This window comes from Moraxella boevrei DSM 14165, from assembly GCF_000379845.1.
GTDB classification, from domain to species: Bacteria; Pseudomonadota; Gammaproteobacteria; order Pseudomonadales; family Moraxellaceae; genus Faucicola; species Faucicola boevrei.
On sequence record NZ_KB903811.1, the window covers coordinates 48,159 to 65,061 of the forward strand.

Below are 16,903 nucleotides of genomic sequence, written 5' to 3' on the forward strand. Positions count from 1 at the left end.
TTTCTACCCTAAAAAAATTTTACTTATTTATCTTTTAATAAAAAACTATAAGCCAAAGCATTATTCTTGATACGGCTAAACTGTCCAAATGCCCCACCGTGACCGCCTTCTAAATGGGTATAAAGCACAATGGGATTATCATTATTTAGCTGATTATCACGCAGTTTTGCAACAAATTTTAACGCATGGCGAGCATCTGTTCGCACATCATTTAGATTGGCAATCAGCAAAAATTTTGGATAATGTTGTGGTGTGATAATTTCATAAGGGCTGATTTTTTTCAGATTAGCAAATTCTTTGGCAATGTGTGGATTGCCCCATTCATCAAACTCTGCCTTTGCCGACTGGCTATCATCGCCCAATGCCGACAACAAATCCACAAAAGGCACTTGCAAAACACAGCCCTGATACAGCGTTGGATTTTTGATACACGCATTGGCAACTAACCAACCGCCTGCACTCTCCCCCATGGCAAAGGTTTTTTGTTTATTGCCAAAACCAAGATTTTGTAAAGCTTTGGTTACACTAACAAAATCATTGATACTATTGATTTTATTCAGATTTTTTCCGCCTGTATGCCAACGTTCACCCAGTTCACCACCGCCACGCACATGAATAATCGCATAGACAAAACCTTTATCCAGTAAGCTAAAATAGCTACTGCCATAAGTCATATCCATGCTCTGACCGTAAGAGCCATAGCCATATACCAATAACGGACTTTTGCCTTTTTGCCAAAGTGATGCTTTATAAACCAAACTAACAGGAATTTTTGAGCCATCTAAAGACTTGATAAATAAGCGTTTTACTTGATAATCCGCTTGTTTTTCAGGCATTTTTAACCAACGATTATTTGCCAAATCATAAGATAATAGAGTTTTTGCTGTGGTTGGCGATGTATAAGCTATGTTTAAAATATCATTATTTATAGTTAAATGATTGTCAAAACCGCTAGCAGACAACCACATCATATAGGCATCATCAAAAAACTTTACCGCTTGCAATGGCTTTTGGCTACTTTGATAATAAATTTGGCTTAAGCCCTGTTTTCGTACCTTTAGAATTTGCCAATCACCTTGTAATAAAAAACTCTCAAATGTTTCATCCGCTTTTGGCGTAAAAATCTTTTGCCAATGGTTATTTTGTAGATTTTTTAAACTATTTGCTTGATAAAGTGCAAAATTTTTATGCTGATGATTGCTACGAATGACAAATTTATTATCAATGTGGTCAAGATAATATTCTTGTTTAGTTTTTAACGCTTTGACCAAAATGGGCTGTGGATTTTCTGCAGTTTTATCAATTAAATAAATCTCGCTACTATCTAAATTGTTGATTGTCATGATAATATATTTATCTGAACTGCTATTTGTCAAACCAATATAAAAGCCTTGTTTTACCTTATCAAAAATCAGCTTATCGCTATCTTTGCCAATTTCGTGTAAATAGATTTTGTCAGCATTGCCATTTTGATTGTGAATATAAATTAAACGATTATCATCAAGCCAAACAAAATCACCATTTGTATTATCAATTTTTGCTAAACTTTTTTGATTGCTTAAATCTTGAATATCAATGCGAAAATTTTCTTCACCTGTGGGGTCTGAAGCAATGGCAAACATGGTTTTGGCAGGGTTAAAGCTTGGATTGGTCGTGGTGGTTTTTGGTGTATTTATGGCTTGCCAATCATTGTCTGTTTTGTAAAAATATTGGTAAGCATGGCTGTTTTTATCGTAACTTTTTTTGAAAAACACACCATTTTCTTGCCAAATCTGCGGTTCTGTGCGAGTTTGCGAGCGTTGTAACATCTCATTTTCTAAGCGTTCTTGCAAACTTTTATCTATTTGACCAAGTGCATAGCGGTTTTCATCATTGACTGTTGTTAAAAATAGTTTTTCATTTTCTTTATCAGACAAGTACGCATAATTATCCAAAACACCGTCTTCACGCAACAATGGATATTTTGGCAAAATTGGCACAATATTGTCAGCCATTTCTGCAGGTGCTTGCGATTTATGTGGATTGTCAGCACGGGTTTGGCTTGGCTCATCGGTTTTTTTGGCATAATCAGGATAAGCATGGCTAATAGTAATTATTAGTAAAATACTAGAAAAAAGCGTGGTTTTGACAAATGTTTTCATCAGTTTTTCTCAACTATTTTTTATTTTTTTCAGCAATTATCCAAGCAAAATCAGCTTTTGCGGTGTCAATTTCGCCAAGTTCTGCAGTATTGGATAACATCATGACTACCGCAGTTTTGCTGGATTTTTTGGGGTCGTTATCGGCTAAATCTTGTGTTAAATCTTGTAAATGTATCGGCACGCCAATATTTTTTTGGGCGTGATAGTTGCCTGCTAAAAGCAGAGTGGGTTTTGGGGCGGATAGCATTTTTTCTGCCATGCGTCTATCCCGAAATTGCTGAATTTCTACCATATTATTCACCAATCGTTGGTCGCTTTCGTCCAACTCATCGGCTTTCATGTCATGATTTTTGATAATGGTGTTAAAAATATGTTGTTTTATCAATGGTTTAGTTGATTGATAGCCTTTAACCGGCTCTGCACCTTGCATTAAAATTTTGACTTCTGTTTTGGTGAGATTGGTAGCGATGAGCGGATAATTGTACAAAAATGGGTGTTTGACAATGTCGCCATACAGTTGCCAATCCCAAGACTTTTGCCAGTTTAATAATGTTGCCAATTTGTTAAGGTTTTTTGGGGGATTTTGTTGGGTTTGATTAACAAAATCTTGTTGCTCTACGGTGAGCATTTCCAACAAAAGACTGCCTTGTGGGCGAATTTTTTGTAGATTGTCTAAAAGCTGTATTGCTAAAATATGCTGATTGACACGGTCATGATATTCACCCAAAATCACATTGTCATATTCAGCCAGTTGTTTGACAAAGTCGTGAAAACTGATAGTTTGTTGTGTTTGTAAGTTAATAATTTGATTAGAAATAATAGGCGTTTGTTGATAATCATTAGCTATATTTGTGGCAAATAAGGTGGGTGAAAACCCAAAAAATACTGCAAAAACAAAAGGTTGTAGACAACGAGATAATGACATAATTTATACTCAATCAAGATTTTTAATTGTTAGAACTTTATTGGCTAAATTGTGTGTGGCTAAAGTTCGTTTATCAGTTTTTGTAGAAAAATTAAAACTGTAAAGCTGGGAAAAATCCCAGCCTACAGTTAGGTAAAATTAACAGATTATTTAGCAGAACGTACGGCTCTGGCAACACCTGTACTTGCCTTGCCGACTGGTTGAATGGCGATATTATAAAAATTTATTGAAAAAACGGTATTATCACCAATTTTTGGTGTTGAGCTAAAATAGGTTGTATTATCTTCATCATAACCTTTAAAAATTTTTTGATTTAGGGCAGGGTAAGCACATTTATATTCAATGATACTTTGCAATTCTTTAATATTCGGTAGTCGGTTCCCATTGCTCAGTTTGTTGGTTTCACTAAGGGCGGTTTGCCACGTTAATATTTTGGACGTGCCTTTGCAATTTTGGGCATTTTTATCCCATGTTTGTCCAATATTACAACGTTGCCAAATTAAATTTGTCTTTGTGTCTTTTACCTCAGCACCATCACCCAGTATTTCAAATCGGCTAGTTGGCGTAGTCTCTGGACTTTTTGCACCACACATTTGTTCATCATCAGCAAAACTGGTTAATGGCAATATGCTTAATACGCCTATTGTTAATATTTTTATCATATTCATCGTAGTTATCCTATATAATTAATTGCTTGAGCGAACTGCACGAATAGATTGGGGGCGGTCTTTTCTTTGAGCAAAGTGGAAGACTTCACCAAAATCTACTGTATACATATAGTCAATTACATCTTCATCAGTATTTTCATAAGGGTTACCTGCTAAGGTAGAAGACCAATAATATTTTTTATCGGTTGTGGTGTGTTTAAAGGCATCATTTAATGCAGGTAATTTGCTAAAGTCCATAATGCTATAAAGCTCATAGGTCTCAGGCAATCGCCAATCGCTATAACCACAGTATTTTTGTTCGTTTAAGCTGTCAATAAATGCTTTGGTATCGCATTTTTCGTTTAAGCCACACTTACCGCCATTTTGCTTACCTGCGACACCGCCATTGGTTTTTTCGTCATCGCTATACCATGTGTAAGTGTGTTTGACATCATGAATACTGTTATCATTAGTTTTTTGTTCCCAAATCAGCCCAGTCGCCAAATCCTGCACACACTCGCCACCGTTTTGGTTGAGTAGTTTGTAGTTCATCGCTGTGCCTGCTTTGACTTCGCCGTCTTGTTGTAAGCCTTTAAAATCTTCTGACAATTTATCACAAGGCAAATCATTTAATAAATCATTGCCACATTTTGTCATGCCTGTTGCTGTTAAAAGGGTAGATTTTTGAGGCGTGGCGATAGCGGGTGGTACAGGTGTAGTTGGTGTTACTGGTGTGGTTGGTGCTACAGGTGTTACATCATTGGCAGAGTGAGAAGAGCCACCGCCACCACAAGCTGAAAGTAGCAAAATACTAACTGTCATGACAGAAAGTTTGCTTGTAAAAGGTATTTTAGGCATGGTAAATGTTTCCTGTTTTATGGATTTATAAAGATTATAAACGAATTGAAATAAAAATGTCAATAATAATGATAATAATTATCATTATTATTTAAATACAATGAATCTTATTTTTTTATTTGAATGATATAATATTTGACTATAAATTAGTATTTACTTAACAAAACTGTTGCTATCGCACTTTAAAGCGTGTCAACCGCAAGGCATTCAGCAATACCGAAATAGAGCTAAGTGCCATCATCATCGCTGAAATCATCGGATTCAACACACCAAACATCGCCAACGGAATACCCAAACAATTATAAATAAACGCAAAAAATAAATTTTGTTTAATATTGCGGAGCGTGGCTTTGGCGATTTTTACCGCATAATTCACATGAATTAAGGACGACCCAACAAGACGAGCCGATGCACTGTGTTTGGCGATATCCGTGCCTTGCTCCACCGCAAAACTGGCAGTTGCTGTTGCCATCGCAGGAGCATCATTGACGCCATCACCAACCATCGCTACGCTCGCCCCTTTCTTTTGTAAGTCCATGATATTACTGGCTTTATCACGGGGTGATAGTTCGCCATAGGCGTCATCAGCATGAACGGCATGGGCAACATAATCCACCACCGATTGCTTATCACCACTCATAATAATAATTTTTAAGCCGTCTTGTTGCAATCTACGTAAGGTTTCGCTACTGTCGTTTTTTAGACTGTCGGCAAGCGCAAACGCCGACAGTGGCACGCCATCAATGCTCACGCCAACTTGGCTAGCGATATGCCAAACGCTGTGTGTATCTACCAACAGTTCTGTTGGCAATGCCATATGAGTAAATTCAAACGAGCCGACTTTTACCACGCTGTCAGTTTCACCGTCCAGACTTAACACCGCTTGAATGCCCTGCCCTGCAACGGTTTTTACGGATTTAACTGGCAAAAATTGTAAGGTTTTGCCTTTGGTTTGTGCCAATTTTTCGGCAACTGCAACCAAAGTCGTCGCTAAAGGGTGGTTAGCGTGGCGTTCCACACTTGCCACAAGGGTCAATACGTCTTCAAACTTTAAGCCATTATCTACCATATAATGAGCGACCATCTTCGGCTTGCCTTCGGTAAGTGTGCCTGTTTTGTCCAATACCACCGTATCAATTTTCCCTGCATTTTCTAGGGCTTTGGCATCTTTAAACCAAACACCATGCCGTGCCGACACGCCCATCCCTGCCATAATCGCTGACGGCGTGGCAAGACCCAACGCACACGGACAAGCAATCACCAACACCGAAACCGCCCGCATTAAAGCAATATTAAACGTTTCACCATAAACCGTTGTCGAGTTAATGCCAAATTGTTGCACCAACTCAAAACCACCAAAATACCAAAAATTGCCCACAAAAGTCGCCATCGCAAGGCTTACCACCACAGGCACAAACACACCTGCCACCTTATCGGCAATCCGTGCGATATCCGCCTTACTGCCTTGAGCGTCGTTCAACGCTTGTATCATATCGCCAAGCCGTGTCTGCTCACCTGTCGCTGTAACACGGTATTCAAAACTGCCGTCCTGCACCATCGCCCCTGCCAGCACTCGGCTATCACTGCGTTTGGTAATCGGCACACTTTCACCTGTCAAATGGCTCTCATCACACCAACCTGAACCCTGCACCACCACGCCGTCGGTGGCAATCCGTGTTCCTGCCGTCGCCAACACCACATCATTCACTTGCACATCGCTTAACGCTTTATCTTGCCAATCACCGTTGCTATTTTTGGCGGTTACCGTGGTTGGAGTCAAATTTAACAACAAATTTAAACTGTTTAAACTGTGTTTTTTGGTACGATGCTCCAAATATTTACCAAGTTTTACCAATGCAATCACCGACACGCCAGCTTCAAAATACACATTGTGCGGTTGCCCAAGATAGTACCAAACATAAGTTGAATAAAGCCAAATAGTAACTGTGCCAAGCACCACCAGCACATCCATATTTGCCAAACCCCCACGAATACTCGCCCATGCACTTTTGTAAAAAGGTAACGCAAACGCAAACTGCACCAAAGTCGCCAAGCCAAACTGCACCCACACAGACGGCATCAAATCATGCCGACCAACGAGCATTCCGCCCATACCCACCAAAAATGGTAGAAAACACAACCACGTTCCCCACAGTTGCCATTGTCGTAGCGGACTTTGGTGTCGGACTTCTTCATTGTTCACGCCAAGGGTCGCATGATAGCCTGTTTTTTCTACCCAATCGCTGATTTGTTGCGGATTGGTCTGATTTTCATCATATTTTACCAACGCCGTTTCATTCGCAAAATTTACTTCTGCTTGGATAATCGCAGATTTTTTGTTCAACACTTTTTCGATACGAGTAGCACAGGCTTGGCAACTCATGCCGTCAATACTTAGGCTGACGGACTGGATATTTGGAGAAATGGCAGTTTGGCTCATGATGTTATTCGTTTTTGTCAAATCAAATAAAGTAGAAAAAATAATATTTGTATTAAAAAAATTAGAAAAAATAACAAAATTGCTAAAATTTTTATCAGTTTAAAAATGTTGCTAAATTATAACAAAAAAGTAAAAAAATACTCACCAAAAATTTAGTGGGTAGTTATCCAAATTCAACATGGCAACTGATTAAATAATATCATAACCTGCGTCTTCTACCACTTCTTTTAACACATCTGCACTGGTTAATTCGTTGTCAAAAGTAATCGTTACATTAGCATTGTCAAGACTAGCTTTACAATTAACCACACCATTTACAGCGGTGACTGCTTTGTTAACGCTATTCACACAACCAATACAAGTCATACCGTCAATGCCAAAAGTTAAAGTTTGTACGCTCATGTTTTGCTCCACTTTTCAAAAAAATTATTAAAAAATAACCAATAACTATTTAGAACCATTATATAATAATGACAAAATTCCTGCCGCTATCAACGGTCCAACAGGCACACCTCGCAAAAAGGTCACGCCAAGCACTGTGCCAATTAACAAGCCCGCCACCACATTTGGCTCAACACTCATGAGCTTTACCCCACGCCCACCGAGCCATGCGACAAATACACCAACCAAAACCGCTAACAACGATTGCCAATTGGCGAAAGATTTCAACAAGTTATCTGAACCGATTTTACCTGATGCAATCGGAGCTAACACGCCAATGGTTAACATCAAAATGCCAAAATTCAAGCCATATTTTTCCAAATTGACCAACAAAGGTTGGCTCATCGGTAAGACACTCAAAATAATCAACACCGCCGTGGCAATAATAATGGTATTATTTTGGCTAATGACACCACAGCTTAATAAAATTAACAACATGATTAAGCTAGAATTAATATTAAAATTGGTCAACATGATAGATTATCGATTTAAATGGCGGGTTAATTTGGGATTTTTATCAGGTTATTAAAACATAAAATATAAAAAAAAGCCAACACAAGATTGGCTTTTATGAAAATAAACCCGTTGCAACTGAGCTTATCTAAGGTGTTCTGTGCTAAGGTAGCCGTTTCTGTTAGGGTCCCACAGGTTTAGCATAAACGGAAAATTTTAACGTACGATATCTACTGAGCCATCACTCAAAACTTCCACGTTATCTAAGACTTTGACGTCGCCACGCACGCCTTCCGTGAGCTGTTCGGCGGTGCTGTCGCTGATACGAACGGCGGTTTCATCAACGATTTCTTCATCTGCAAGGGTTTGTTGTTTTACTACCGCTTGGGCTTCGTTATCAAAAATATCGGGTGTTTCTACCGCACTTGGGCGATTAGCAGTCATGCCGTCGCCTGCTTGGTGAGTTACGCTGTCTTCTACGACCACGGTTTCAGTTGGTTGGTTAACGGTTGCCATGTTATTTTCCTTAATTTATCTGTCTTAACAATAATTACAAATAATTTTGTTAATTTGAATTAACTTAGTTAATTTAGCTTATCATAACAAAATTTTACTGAGATTGTGTAGTTTTTCACGCTTAAACAGTTAAGATGCGTAAGTTTTGTAAATTTTTTTAAAAAAGCTAACTTTAACCATGCTAAAAAAATACGTTATCTCGATGTTTAAAATTTTGCTTAAAAACATGAATTTATCTTTGCCTTTTTAGTCAATGTGTTTTACACTTGATATTTATTGATTTGTTATTATTGGTTAATGTTTTTAAGCGATTTTTTAAGATACTTTTTATTATGGAACTGATTAACATTTTTTTCCTATTTTGTGCGTTACTACTGTTTTTTAGCGTACTGGCTAGCTCCATTTCTGCACGCATTGGTATGCCTTTATTGTTGGGATTTTTGTTAATTGGCATATCGGTTGGCGAAGACGGTATTTTAGGCTTAGAATTTTCGTCATTTCATTTGGCAAATATTATTGCTCAGTTGGCATTGGCGTTGATTTTATTGGACGGCGGACTACGCACGTCTATTTCTACTTTCCGTGTTGCCTTAAAGCCTGCTTCCGTCATGGCGACTTGGGGCGTGTTGGTGACGGTTTTTTGTTTGGGGCTGTTTGTTACTTGGCTTTTAGATGTGGATTGGCGATTGGGAATGCTAATGGCCGCCATTGTCGGCTCAACGGACGCAGGGGCGGTTTTTTCACTCCTTCGTAATGGCGGTATCAGCCTAAATGAACGGGTGCAGTCCACGCTAGAAATTGAGTCTGGGGCAAATGATCCTATGGCGATTTTATTGGTTACGGCATTTATTGCGTTAAACCTTGAACCTGAAAATCAGACTGTTTTATCTTTTATATGGCTTTTGGTTAAACAGTTGGGATTGGGATTAATTCTTGGTTATGTCGGCGGGCAAGTTTTGACCAAAATGCTTGGCAAAGTGCAGTTAGCCGATGCGATGTATGCGTTACTTATCATGTCTGGCGGTTTGGCATTGTTTGCCTTTACCAATATTATGGGCGGTAGTGGATTTTTGGCGGTGTATTTGGCAGGGATTGCGGTCGGTAATTATCAAAGCCGTGCAACCAATCATGTGCTAAATGTCATGGATGGCATTGCGTGGTTAAGTCAGGCAACCTTATTTGTGATGCTTGGGCTATTGGTAACGCCGAGTGATGTGCTAAAAGTGTGGCATTATGGCTTGGCGGTAGCGATTTTTTTGGTGTTGGTGTCTCGTCCGATTGCGGTGGTAACAGGACTTATGCCATTTGGTTTTAAAAAGAATGAACTGATGTTTATCTCTTGGGTGGGATTGCGTGGTGCGGTACCTGTGACGCTTGCGATTATCCCTGTAATGATGGGCGTTGAGCAGTCCATGCTGTTGTTTGACATCACTTTTGCGGTAGTGGTGCTATCGCTTTTGGTACAAGGTTCTACCTTGCCATTTTTTGCCAAACGTTTAAATGTGCTGTTGCCGGACGAAGCTAAGCCAAAAAGCGAACATCGTATTTGGCTCAATGACCATGCCAGTATTCAGATTTTTGAATTTGAAGTTGTAAAACATTCTTTTGCGATCAACCAACATCCTGAAACCATTGCCCACGCCATTGATGCCAATGAAGTACGACTATTTGCGTTTGTCAGACGTGGTAAATTAACCACGCTTAGCCCCGACATTCGCCTACAAATCGGCGATAGCGTGTGGTTTGCATTGCGTGGCGATCATGCCGATTCGTTATCGCATATTTTTGGTGATAATATGATAAAAGAACGCCAAGATAGTGAATTTTTTGGTAGTTGGATTGTATCGCCCCATATCCGTTTGTGCAATTTGCCGTTATTGGCATTGGACGAGATTGAGCCTGATATTCGCCAAAAAACTGTGCTAGAATATATTGAGCACGAAACGTCAGGTAATCTGGTGGTCGGTGATAGTATTAGCTTGATAAAGGGGATTAAGTTAGTGGTTCGTCATGTGGATAACTGGGGAAAAATTACCGCTGTTGGGGTAAAAAAAGTGGAGAAAAAAGCCGAATAAAAAACTTATAGTAAAAACTAAATTAAAATAAGCACCGTTGCCCTGAGCTTGCCAAAGGGTAACGGTCATAGGTTTAACAGGCTTACCATAAACGACCTTGTTCAGTATAGCCCAGTTTTCACTATAAAAAGTTTAACATTTGGCAACAATCACACACTCTCCCACACTGCCAATGCCTGTTTCATCATTTTTACGTCATGGGTACGCACGATGCACGCCCCTTGTTGCACCGCAATCAGCCCAGCCATCGTACTCGCTACATCACGATGAGCCACATCATGCTCAAGATTGGCATTTTTTAACATGTCGCCGATAAAACGTTTGCGAGATAATGCCACCATCATCGGCAAATTAAAACGATGAAATTGCCAAAAATTATTCAATAATTCTGCATTTTGCACCGCATTTTTGGCAAAACCAAACCCCACATCAAGGATAATATTTTCAAGTTTTACCCCTCCTGCGACTACGTCTGCTATACGTTGTTGTAATTCTTGATAAACGTCGTTAACCACATCTTGATAATTTGCCAAATCATTCATGGTTGTCGGCTCACCACGATTGTGCATGAGTATCACAGGGATTTGTAAATCTTTTGCCATTTCAATCGCATTTGGGCGTGTCAAGGCACGCACATCATTCCAAATATTCGCTCCCACTTCATAGCAGGCTTTAATAACATTGGGGGAGCTGGTATCCACCGAAATCCAAAGGTTATCATCGCTATTTTGTCGCAATTTTTCTACGACTGCGACCACTCGGTCTAACTCTTCGCTTTCACTCACGATACTCGCATTAGGGCGAGTGCTTTCACCACCGATATCAATAATGCTTGCACCATCTGTTATCATCTGTTCGGCATGATATAAAGCGGTATCTAGCGTGTTGTGTTTGCCACCGTCCGAAAAAGAATCTGGGGTAACATTCAAAATCCCCATAATATGCGGTTTTGATAGGTCTAATGTCTGATGTTTATACTGAATTGAAAAATTTGGTAATTTGGTAATTTGCATGGTTTTTCCTGTTGAGATTAAAAAATAATTCGGTAAAAAACAAAAACCGCCATCATCTGATAACGGTTTGTTTGCCCCATTACATCGCTGGCAATGGCGGTGGTAAGCTTGTGCCTGTCTGTATGACGTCTTTTTCAAAATTTACCTTAATCGTTTCTTGGTAATTTTTTGGTTCACGTGGTGGCAGACCTGCCATGATATCTTGCAACTGGTCTCTATCAATGGTTTCCCATTTCATCAACGCATCTACCATAGCGTGCATTTTATCATGATTGGCTTCAATCAGCTCACGAGCGATTTTGTATTGGGTCTCCAAGATATGACGCACTTCTTCATCAACTTTTTGTTGAGTCGCCTCTGATATCGTGCGAGTTGGCATATAGCCTGATTGGTCGTCATCTTCATATACCATCACACCCATTTTATCCGACATACCATATTTGGTTACCATGGCACGCGCCATTTTTGTTGCACGTTCAAAGTCGTTAGACGCCCCTGTTGATTGTTGATTAATAAAGACTTCTTCAGCAATACGCCCACCAAATAAAATAGAAATCTCGTTTAGCATACCGTCTTTGTATTTGCTAATCGCATCTTGTTCAGGTAATTGCCACGTTACCCCCAATGCCCAGCCACGTGGCATAATGGTTACTTTGTGTACAGGGTCAGTATTTGGCAACATTTCGGCAACCAAGGCATGACCTGCTTCATGATAAGCAGTAGCACGGCGTTCTTCTTCACGCAATACCATGGACTTACGTTCAGGTCCCATAAATAGCTTATCTTTGGCTTCTTCAAAGTCATTCATATCTACACTCGCCTTATTATGACGAGCTGCGAACAAGGCTGCTTCATTGACAAGATTGGCAAGCTGAGCCCCACTAAAGCCAGGGGTTCCTCTTGCCAATGTGCGAATATCCACGCTCGTGGTTGATGGTAATTTTTTCAAATGTACTCGCAAAATCTGCTCACGCCCTTTGATATCAGGCAAGCCGACCGATACTTGACGGTCAAAACGACCGGGACGAAGTAATGCTTTATCCAACACATCGGCACGGTTCGTCGCTGCAATTACAATCACACCTTCATTACCGTCAAAACCATCCATTTCAACCAATAATTGGTTCAAAGTTTGCTCACGTTCATCATGACCGCCACCCATGCCATTACCACGATGACGACCCACTGCATCAATTTCATCAATAAAAATAATACACGGGGCATTTTTTTTGGCCTGTTCAAACATATCACGCACACGAGATGCCCCGACACCGACAAACATTTCCACAAAATCCGAACCAGAAATGCTAAAAAACGGGACTTTCGCCTCGCCTGCAATCGCTTTTGCCAACAAAGTTTTACCTGTACCAGGAGGACCTACCATTAAAACACCACGCGGAATTGTTGCCCCAAGTTTGGTAAATTTTTCTGGGTCACGTAAAAAGTCCACGATTTCAGCGACTTCTTGCTTAGACTCTTCAACGCCTGCCACGTCAGCAAAGGTAACTTTAACTTGGTCTTCGGTGAGCATTTTGGCTTTAGATTTACCAAAACTCATCGGACCAAAACCACGCCCGCCGCCACCAGAGCCACTTCCGCCCATATTTCGCATGATAAATAAGAACAAGCCAATAATCAACAGCACAGGAAAACTGGCGATAAGTAGTTGCATCATCACGCCTTGACGCTCAGGACTTGCCCCTTGTACTTCCACGTTATGCTTAATTAAGTTTGGCATAAGCTCAGTATCAGTAACCGCAGGGCGTACCGTTTCAAACTCTGCACCACTTTTGGTTTTACCCGTGATATGTTCACCGTCAATTTTGACACTTTTAATTTTATCACCGCTCACTTGGGTAACAAATTGGGAATAATGGAGCTTATCAGGTTCATTTTTGGTATCAAAGTTGCTAAAAATAGCCACCAACAAAAAAATCACTGCCAACCATAATAAGGTATTTTTTACCATGTCGCTCACGTTTTTGTCCTATCCGTTTTAATATTACTAAACAAATTTTAGTTTTGGGTATGTTTTTAAATTTTAAACAAATCTGGTTTTTTGATAAAAATTACCAATTATTCCGCATGATTTTAACATATTTTGCCACAAAGTTTGATTTATTTGTTAAAATCTTATTTTAAATAAAAGGCAAACGTTTAATATAGCATGATATAAGGTCTTACACATAATTATCAAGCCAAAAAACTGTTATAAAATCGTAATTGTCCAGCTAAAACCTACATCGTGGCTACCCAGTACATTTCTTTTGACCTTGCCCGAGAGGCTTTTGGCTTAATACTGCGCACTTTGTTAAAGGTTTGTTGCATTTGTTTACGTAATTCGTCCGAACCTTCACCCTGAAACACTTTGATAATCAGCGAACCGCCTTCGTTCAATACTTGACTGGCAAAGTCCACCGCCAATTCACACAAATAAATCATGCGTGGCTGATCAACCGAGGCGAAGCCTGACGTGTTGGGTGCCATATCCGACAACACCACATCTACCTTTTTATCGGCAACTTCTGCCATGATTTTGTCAAAAATTGTCTGCTCACGAAAATCACCCTGAATAAAAGTAACATTTTCAAGCGTATCCATCGGTAAAATATCAGACGCAATCAATTTACCACTATCGCCCACGAGTTTGCCCGCTACCTGCGACCAGCTACCAGGGGCAGATCCTAAATCCACCACGGTCATGCCTTTTTTGATAAGCTGTAATTTATCATTAATTTCCAACAACTTATAGGCCGCTCTGGCACGATAGCCGTCTCGCTGAGCCAACTTAACATAATGGTCATCAAGGTGTTCTTTCATCCACGCACGACTGCTTTTAGACAATTTTTTGTTGGTAATTCGGGTTGCCATACTCGTCTTTTGCTCTTTTTTCAATCAAAACTTCTGCTATTTTACCATATTTTCGTCAATGGTTTATGCTATAATAGGCTAATTTTTATCATTTTATAGGTTTTTTATGTCAAACAAAGCAATCAACAATGCCGAAATGAAGTTTCTAAAAGGCATCGGACATCGGCTTAACCCTGTCGTTATGGTAGGCGGACACGGCGTAACCGACAATGTAATTGAAGAAATCAACCGTGCCTTAGACGATCATGAGCTGATTAAAGTCAAAATCCCTGCAGGCAGTAAAGACGAGCGTGATGCCGTTAACCAAGCGATTAGCGAAGCTACTGGCTCAACAATTATCACCAGTATCGGACGCATCGTGTTGCTACTGCGTCATAATCCTGACGCCAATCCAAAATTGTCAAATTTGGCAAGATTTGGCGGATAATTTTATCAAAATTAAAAAATGAATTTAGAAAATATAAAAAATAAACACTATCTACTAAATCCGATTGCCAAACATAGTACGCAAGCGGATTTTCCATCCATAGTTACCCAAGTTCAATTACAAAAAAATGTGGATAATGCACAAGTTTTGCTAACTTTAAGCTATCAAATTTTGGCAAAAAGTACCGTAAAATTGGTAGAATTTGACCAAAGTTTGGTAAAACCGACTGATTTTTTGTGGGAAAATGATTGTTTAGAATGTTTTATTCAGCTTGATGAACGCCGATATTTTGAAATCAATGCCAGCCCTAGTGGTGCATTCGCTTTGTATGAATTTGATGATTATCGTACGCCCAATCAATTACCACCACGAGCAACTGATAAACTCACATTTATTTGGCAAAATCCTAATTGCGAAAATTACAAAAAATACAACAATTGTAACAGTCATTTTGAGTTTTCAGTCATCTTACCTACCAATTTTTTACCGACAAAAATCAATCCAACTGTGATTTTATACCAACATCATCAACCCATTTTTTATGCGGTCAATCATGCCAGTCCGCCTGATTTTCACAACAAAAACTTTTGGCAAAATTTTTAAATCAATTTTTACCAAAACAAAAAAAACTGGCAAACCCGCCAGTTTTTCTATTTTTATTTTCAGCAATTTAGCAAAAAATTAACGCTCTGGTGCTAATGCTAGATAAGTTTGTGGATTGACAGCTTGACCATTTTGGCGTACTTCATAATGCAAATGCGGACCTGTTGAACGACCTGTATTGCCCACGTTGGCAATGTGTTGATTGGCGTACACGGTATCGCCGACGTTTACCAAGTTCGCTGAGTTGTGTGCGTAACGTGTGGTAACGCCATTGCCGTGGTTAATTTCAATATAACGACCGTAGCCAGAACCCCAACCTGAGTAAGTTACCACACCGTTGCCTGTGGCATAAATTGGCGTGCCGACTGGTGCAGCAAAGTCCATACCTTTGTGAAATTGGGTTTTACCAAAAATATAACGATAGCCAAAACCTGACGACATACGAGCCTTTGACGTAATCGGACGCACAGGTAACAAACCATTGCCCGCATAGCTCGGTTCTGCATACACATTAGTAATGGTAATCACATTATCGCTAGAAAGTTTTTGGGCTAAAACTGCCAAACGGTCTTCTTTTTGTTGGGCTTGTTGGCTCAATAATTGGATATCACTGCTGATATCGCCAACATAATAATCTTCGCCATCGTCATCAGCATGAGCCACGCTCACCGTCATTAAGGCAACAAATGGAAGTACAGTTAAAGCTAATTTCATGGGGGTTCCTCTTATTTCAGTCAAACTTGATTAGGTTTAACTTTCATATTTGGCTTAAATTTTGGTAAAATTCATTCGTTTGAAATATCGTTTGACAATTTAACAGCTAAAAATCAAACCCAATCCCAACAAAAATAAGTTAAAATAACACGCTTAAATTTCGCTGATGGATAATTTTGTTTCACATTAATCGTTAAAAAACTGGAATGCACATGACTTCTAAAAAACCAGTCAACTACCTCGCCTCGCATCATGAACGCATCGCCAATTTACCGACACCGTTTCATGATAAAATCCAACATTTTCAAATCCTAACTCAAAAAATCCGTCAAGCATGGCAATCAATCCTGCCTGATGATGCCCTAGCAACGCTAAATGTCGGCTATCAATCAGAGCAAACGCTCTTTATCACCACCAGTAATCAAACGCTTGCCAATCATCTAAGTTACAGTCAGGCGGTATTGTTAAGTACATTGCAACAATCCAACCCAGCGTTTAATGGTATCTACCAATTAAAATTTCAAGTGGTTCATCCAACTTTTGCAACCACAACCGCTCAACTGGAATGTAATCAAACCGTTAATTCTGTAACATCGTGTGACATCAGCGAAAATACGAAGCGAAATATAGCACATCTTGCCGAGCTTGTCACTCATGACAAAGCATTATATGACGTGTTGCAAAAATTTTTGGATAAATAAAATCTTAATTTTTTTGATGTTTACAATGTAAAGTTATGTAAAATTTGTTACTTTTAGAAAAATAAATTTGCACTAGTT

General features: G+C 39.5%; 16 protein-coding genes. 4 read left to right on the plus strand and 12 right to left on the minus strand.

The window, feature by feature from the left end; genetic code table 11:
• Positions 1–23: 23 nt before the first annotated feature.
• The 8 genes from A3G3_RS0111930 to A3G3_RS0111970 all read right to left on the minus strand — a co-directional run bounded on the left by A3G3_RS0111930 (position 24) and on the right by A3G3_RS0111970 (position 8,421).
• On the minus strand, positions 24–2,141 hold the full coding sequence (locus A3G3_RS0111930; protein ID WP_019520753.1) for a prolyl oligopeptidase family serine peptidase: 2,118 nt from the start codon (positions 2,139–2,141) through the stop codon (positions 24–26).
• 13 nt (positions 2,142–2,154) lie between these two features.
• Complete coding sequence (locus A3G3_RS0111935) at positions 2,155–3,066, minus strand: ChaN family lipoprotein (protein ID WP_019520754.1); 912 nt, start codon at positions 3,064–3,066, stop codon at positions 2,155–2,157.
• Between the two features lie 146 nt (positions 3,067–3,212).
• Entirely contained in the window at positions 3,213–3,734 is a 522-nt protein-coding gene (locus A3G3_RS0111940; protein WP_019520755.1) for an Lcl C-terminal domain-containing protein, read from the minus strand.
• 18 nt (positions 3,735–3,752) lie between these two features.
• Positions 3,753–4,571, minus strand: coding sequence for an Lcl C-terminal domain-containing protein (locus A3G3_RS0111945; RefSeq protein ID WP_019520756.1), 819 nt, complete (start codon positions 4,569–4,571; stop codon positions 3,753–3,755).
• A gap of 172 nt (positions 4,572–4,743) precedes the next feature.
• Positions 4,744–7,011: a heavy metal translocating P-type ATPase gene (locus tag A3G3_RS0111950; RefSeq protein WP_026213034.1), complete on the minus strand. Its 2,268-nt coding sequence runs from the start codon at positions 7,009–7,011 to the stop codon at positions 4,744–4,746.
• 189 nt (positions 7,012–7,200) lie between these two features.
• Complete coding sequence (locus A3G3_RS0111960) at positions 7,201–7,413, minus strand: heavy-metal-associated domain-containing protein (RefSeq protein ID WP_019520759.1); 213 nt, start codon at positions 7,411–7,413, stop codon at positions 7,201–7,203.
• 45 nt (positions 7,414–7,458) lie between these two features.
• The gene (locus A3G3_RS0111965) at positions 7,459–7,926 is read right to left on the minus strand and encodes a DUF441 domain-containing protein (protein ID WP_019520760.1); all 468 of its coding nucleotides are present in this window, start codon (positions 7,924–7,926) and stop codon (positions 7,459–7,461) included.
• A 195-nt stretch (positions 7,927–8,121) separates the two neighbouring features.
• Positions 8,122–8,421: a hypothetical protein gene (locus A3G3_RS0111970; RefSeq protein ID WP_019520761.1), complete on the minus strand. Its 300-nt coding sequence runs from the start codon at positions 8,419–8,421 to the stop codon at positions 8,122–8,124.
• 332 nt (positions 8,422–8,753) lie between these two features.
• Between A3G3_RS0111970 and A3G3_RS0111975 the strand changes: the two genes are divergently transcribed.
• Positions 8,754–10,496 (plus strand): potassium/proton antiporter, encoded by a 1,743-nt coding sequence (locus tag A3G3_RS0111975; protein ID WP_019520763.1) that lies wholly within the window; start codon positions 8,754–8,756, stop codon positions 10,494–10,496.
• A gap of 149 nt (positions 10,497–10,645) precedes the next feature.
• On the opposite strand, the gene folP is transcribed toward A3G3_RS0111975, so the two are convergent.
• From folP to rlmE, 3 genes are all read right to left on the minus strand, one after another.
• Positions 10,646–11,509 (minus strand): dihydropteroate synthase, encoded by an 864-nt coding sequence (gene folP, locus A3G3_RS0111980; RefSeq protein ID WP_019520764.1) that lies wholly within the window; start codon positions 11,507–11,509, stop codon positions 10,646–10,648.
• A gap of 79 nt (positions 11,510–11,588) precedes the next feature.
• Positions 11,589–13,487 (minus strand): ATP-dependent zinc metalloprotease FtsH, encoded by a 1,899-nt coding sequence (gene ftsH, locus A3G3_RS0111985; RefSeq protein ID WP_019520765.1) that lies wholly within the window; start codon positions 13,485–13,487, stop codon positions 11,589–11,591.
• Positions 13,488–13,747: 260 nt separating this feature from the next.
• A complete protein-coding gene (rlmE, locus tag A3G3_RS0111995) occupies positions 13,748–14,380 on the minus strand; it encodes a 23S rRNA (uridine(2552)-2'-O)-methyltransferase RlmE (RefSeq protein WP_019520767.1) in 633 nt (210 codons plus the stop codon).
• 106 nt (positions 14,381–14,486) lie between these two features.
• Here rlmE and A3G3_RS0112000 point away from each other — a divergent pair, with 106 nt between their 5' ends.
• Positions 14,487–14,807 carry a YhbY family RNA-binding protein gene (locus A3G3_RS0112000; protein WP_019520768.1) on the plus strand — a complete coding sequence of 107 codons (321 nt, stop codon included), beginning with the start codon at positions 14,487–14,489 and terminating at the stop codon, positions 14,805–14,807.
• Positions 14,808–14,825: 18 nt separating this feature from the next.
• Positions 14,826–15,410, plus strand: a complete 585-nt coding sequence (locus A3G3_RS14155; RefSeq protein ID WP_019520769.1) for a DOMON domain-containing protein — start codon at positions 14,826–14,828, stop codon at positions 15,408–15,410.
• A 78-nt stretch (positions 15,411–15,488) separates the two neighbouring features.
• Here the strand turns inward: A3G3_RS14155 and A3G3_RS14950 are convergent, their stop codons facing one another.
• Entirely contained in the window at positions 15,489–16,124 is a 636-nt protein-coding gene (locus A3G3_RS14950; RefSeq protein WP_019520770.1) for a M23 family metallopeptidase, read from the minus strand.
• Between the two features lie 212 nt (positions 16,125–16,336).
• Between A3G3_RS14950 and A3G3_RS0112020 the strand changes: the two genes are divergently transcribed.
• The gene (locus tag A3G3_RS0112020; RefSeq protein ID WP_019520771.1) at positions 16,337–16,825 is read left to right on the plus strand and encodes a DUF721 domain-containing protein; all 489 of its coding nucleotides are present in this window, start codon (positions 16,337–16,339) and stop codon (positions 16,823–16,825) included.
• The last annotated feature ends 78 nt before the right edge of the window (positions 16,826–16,903 follow it).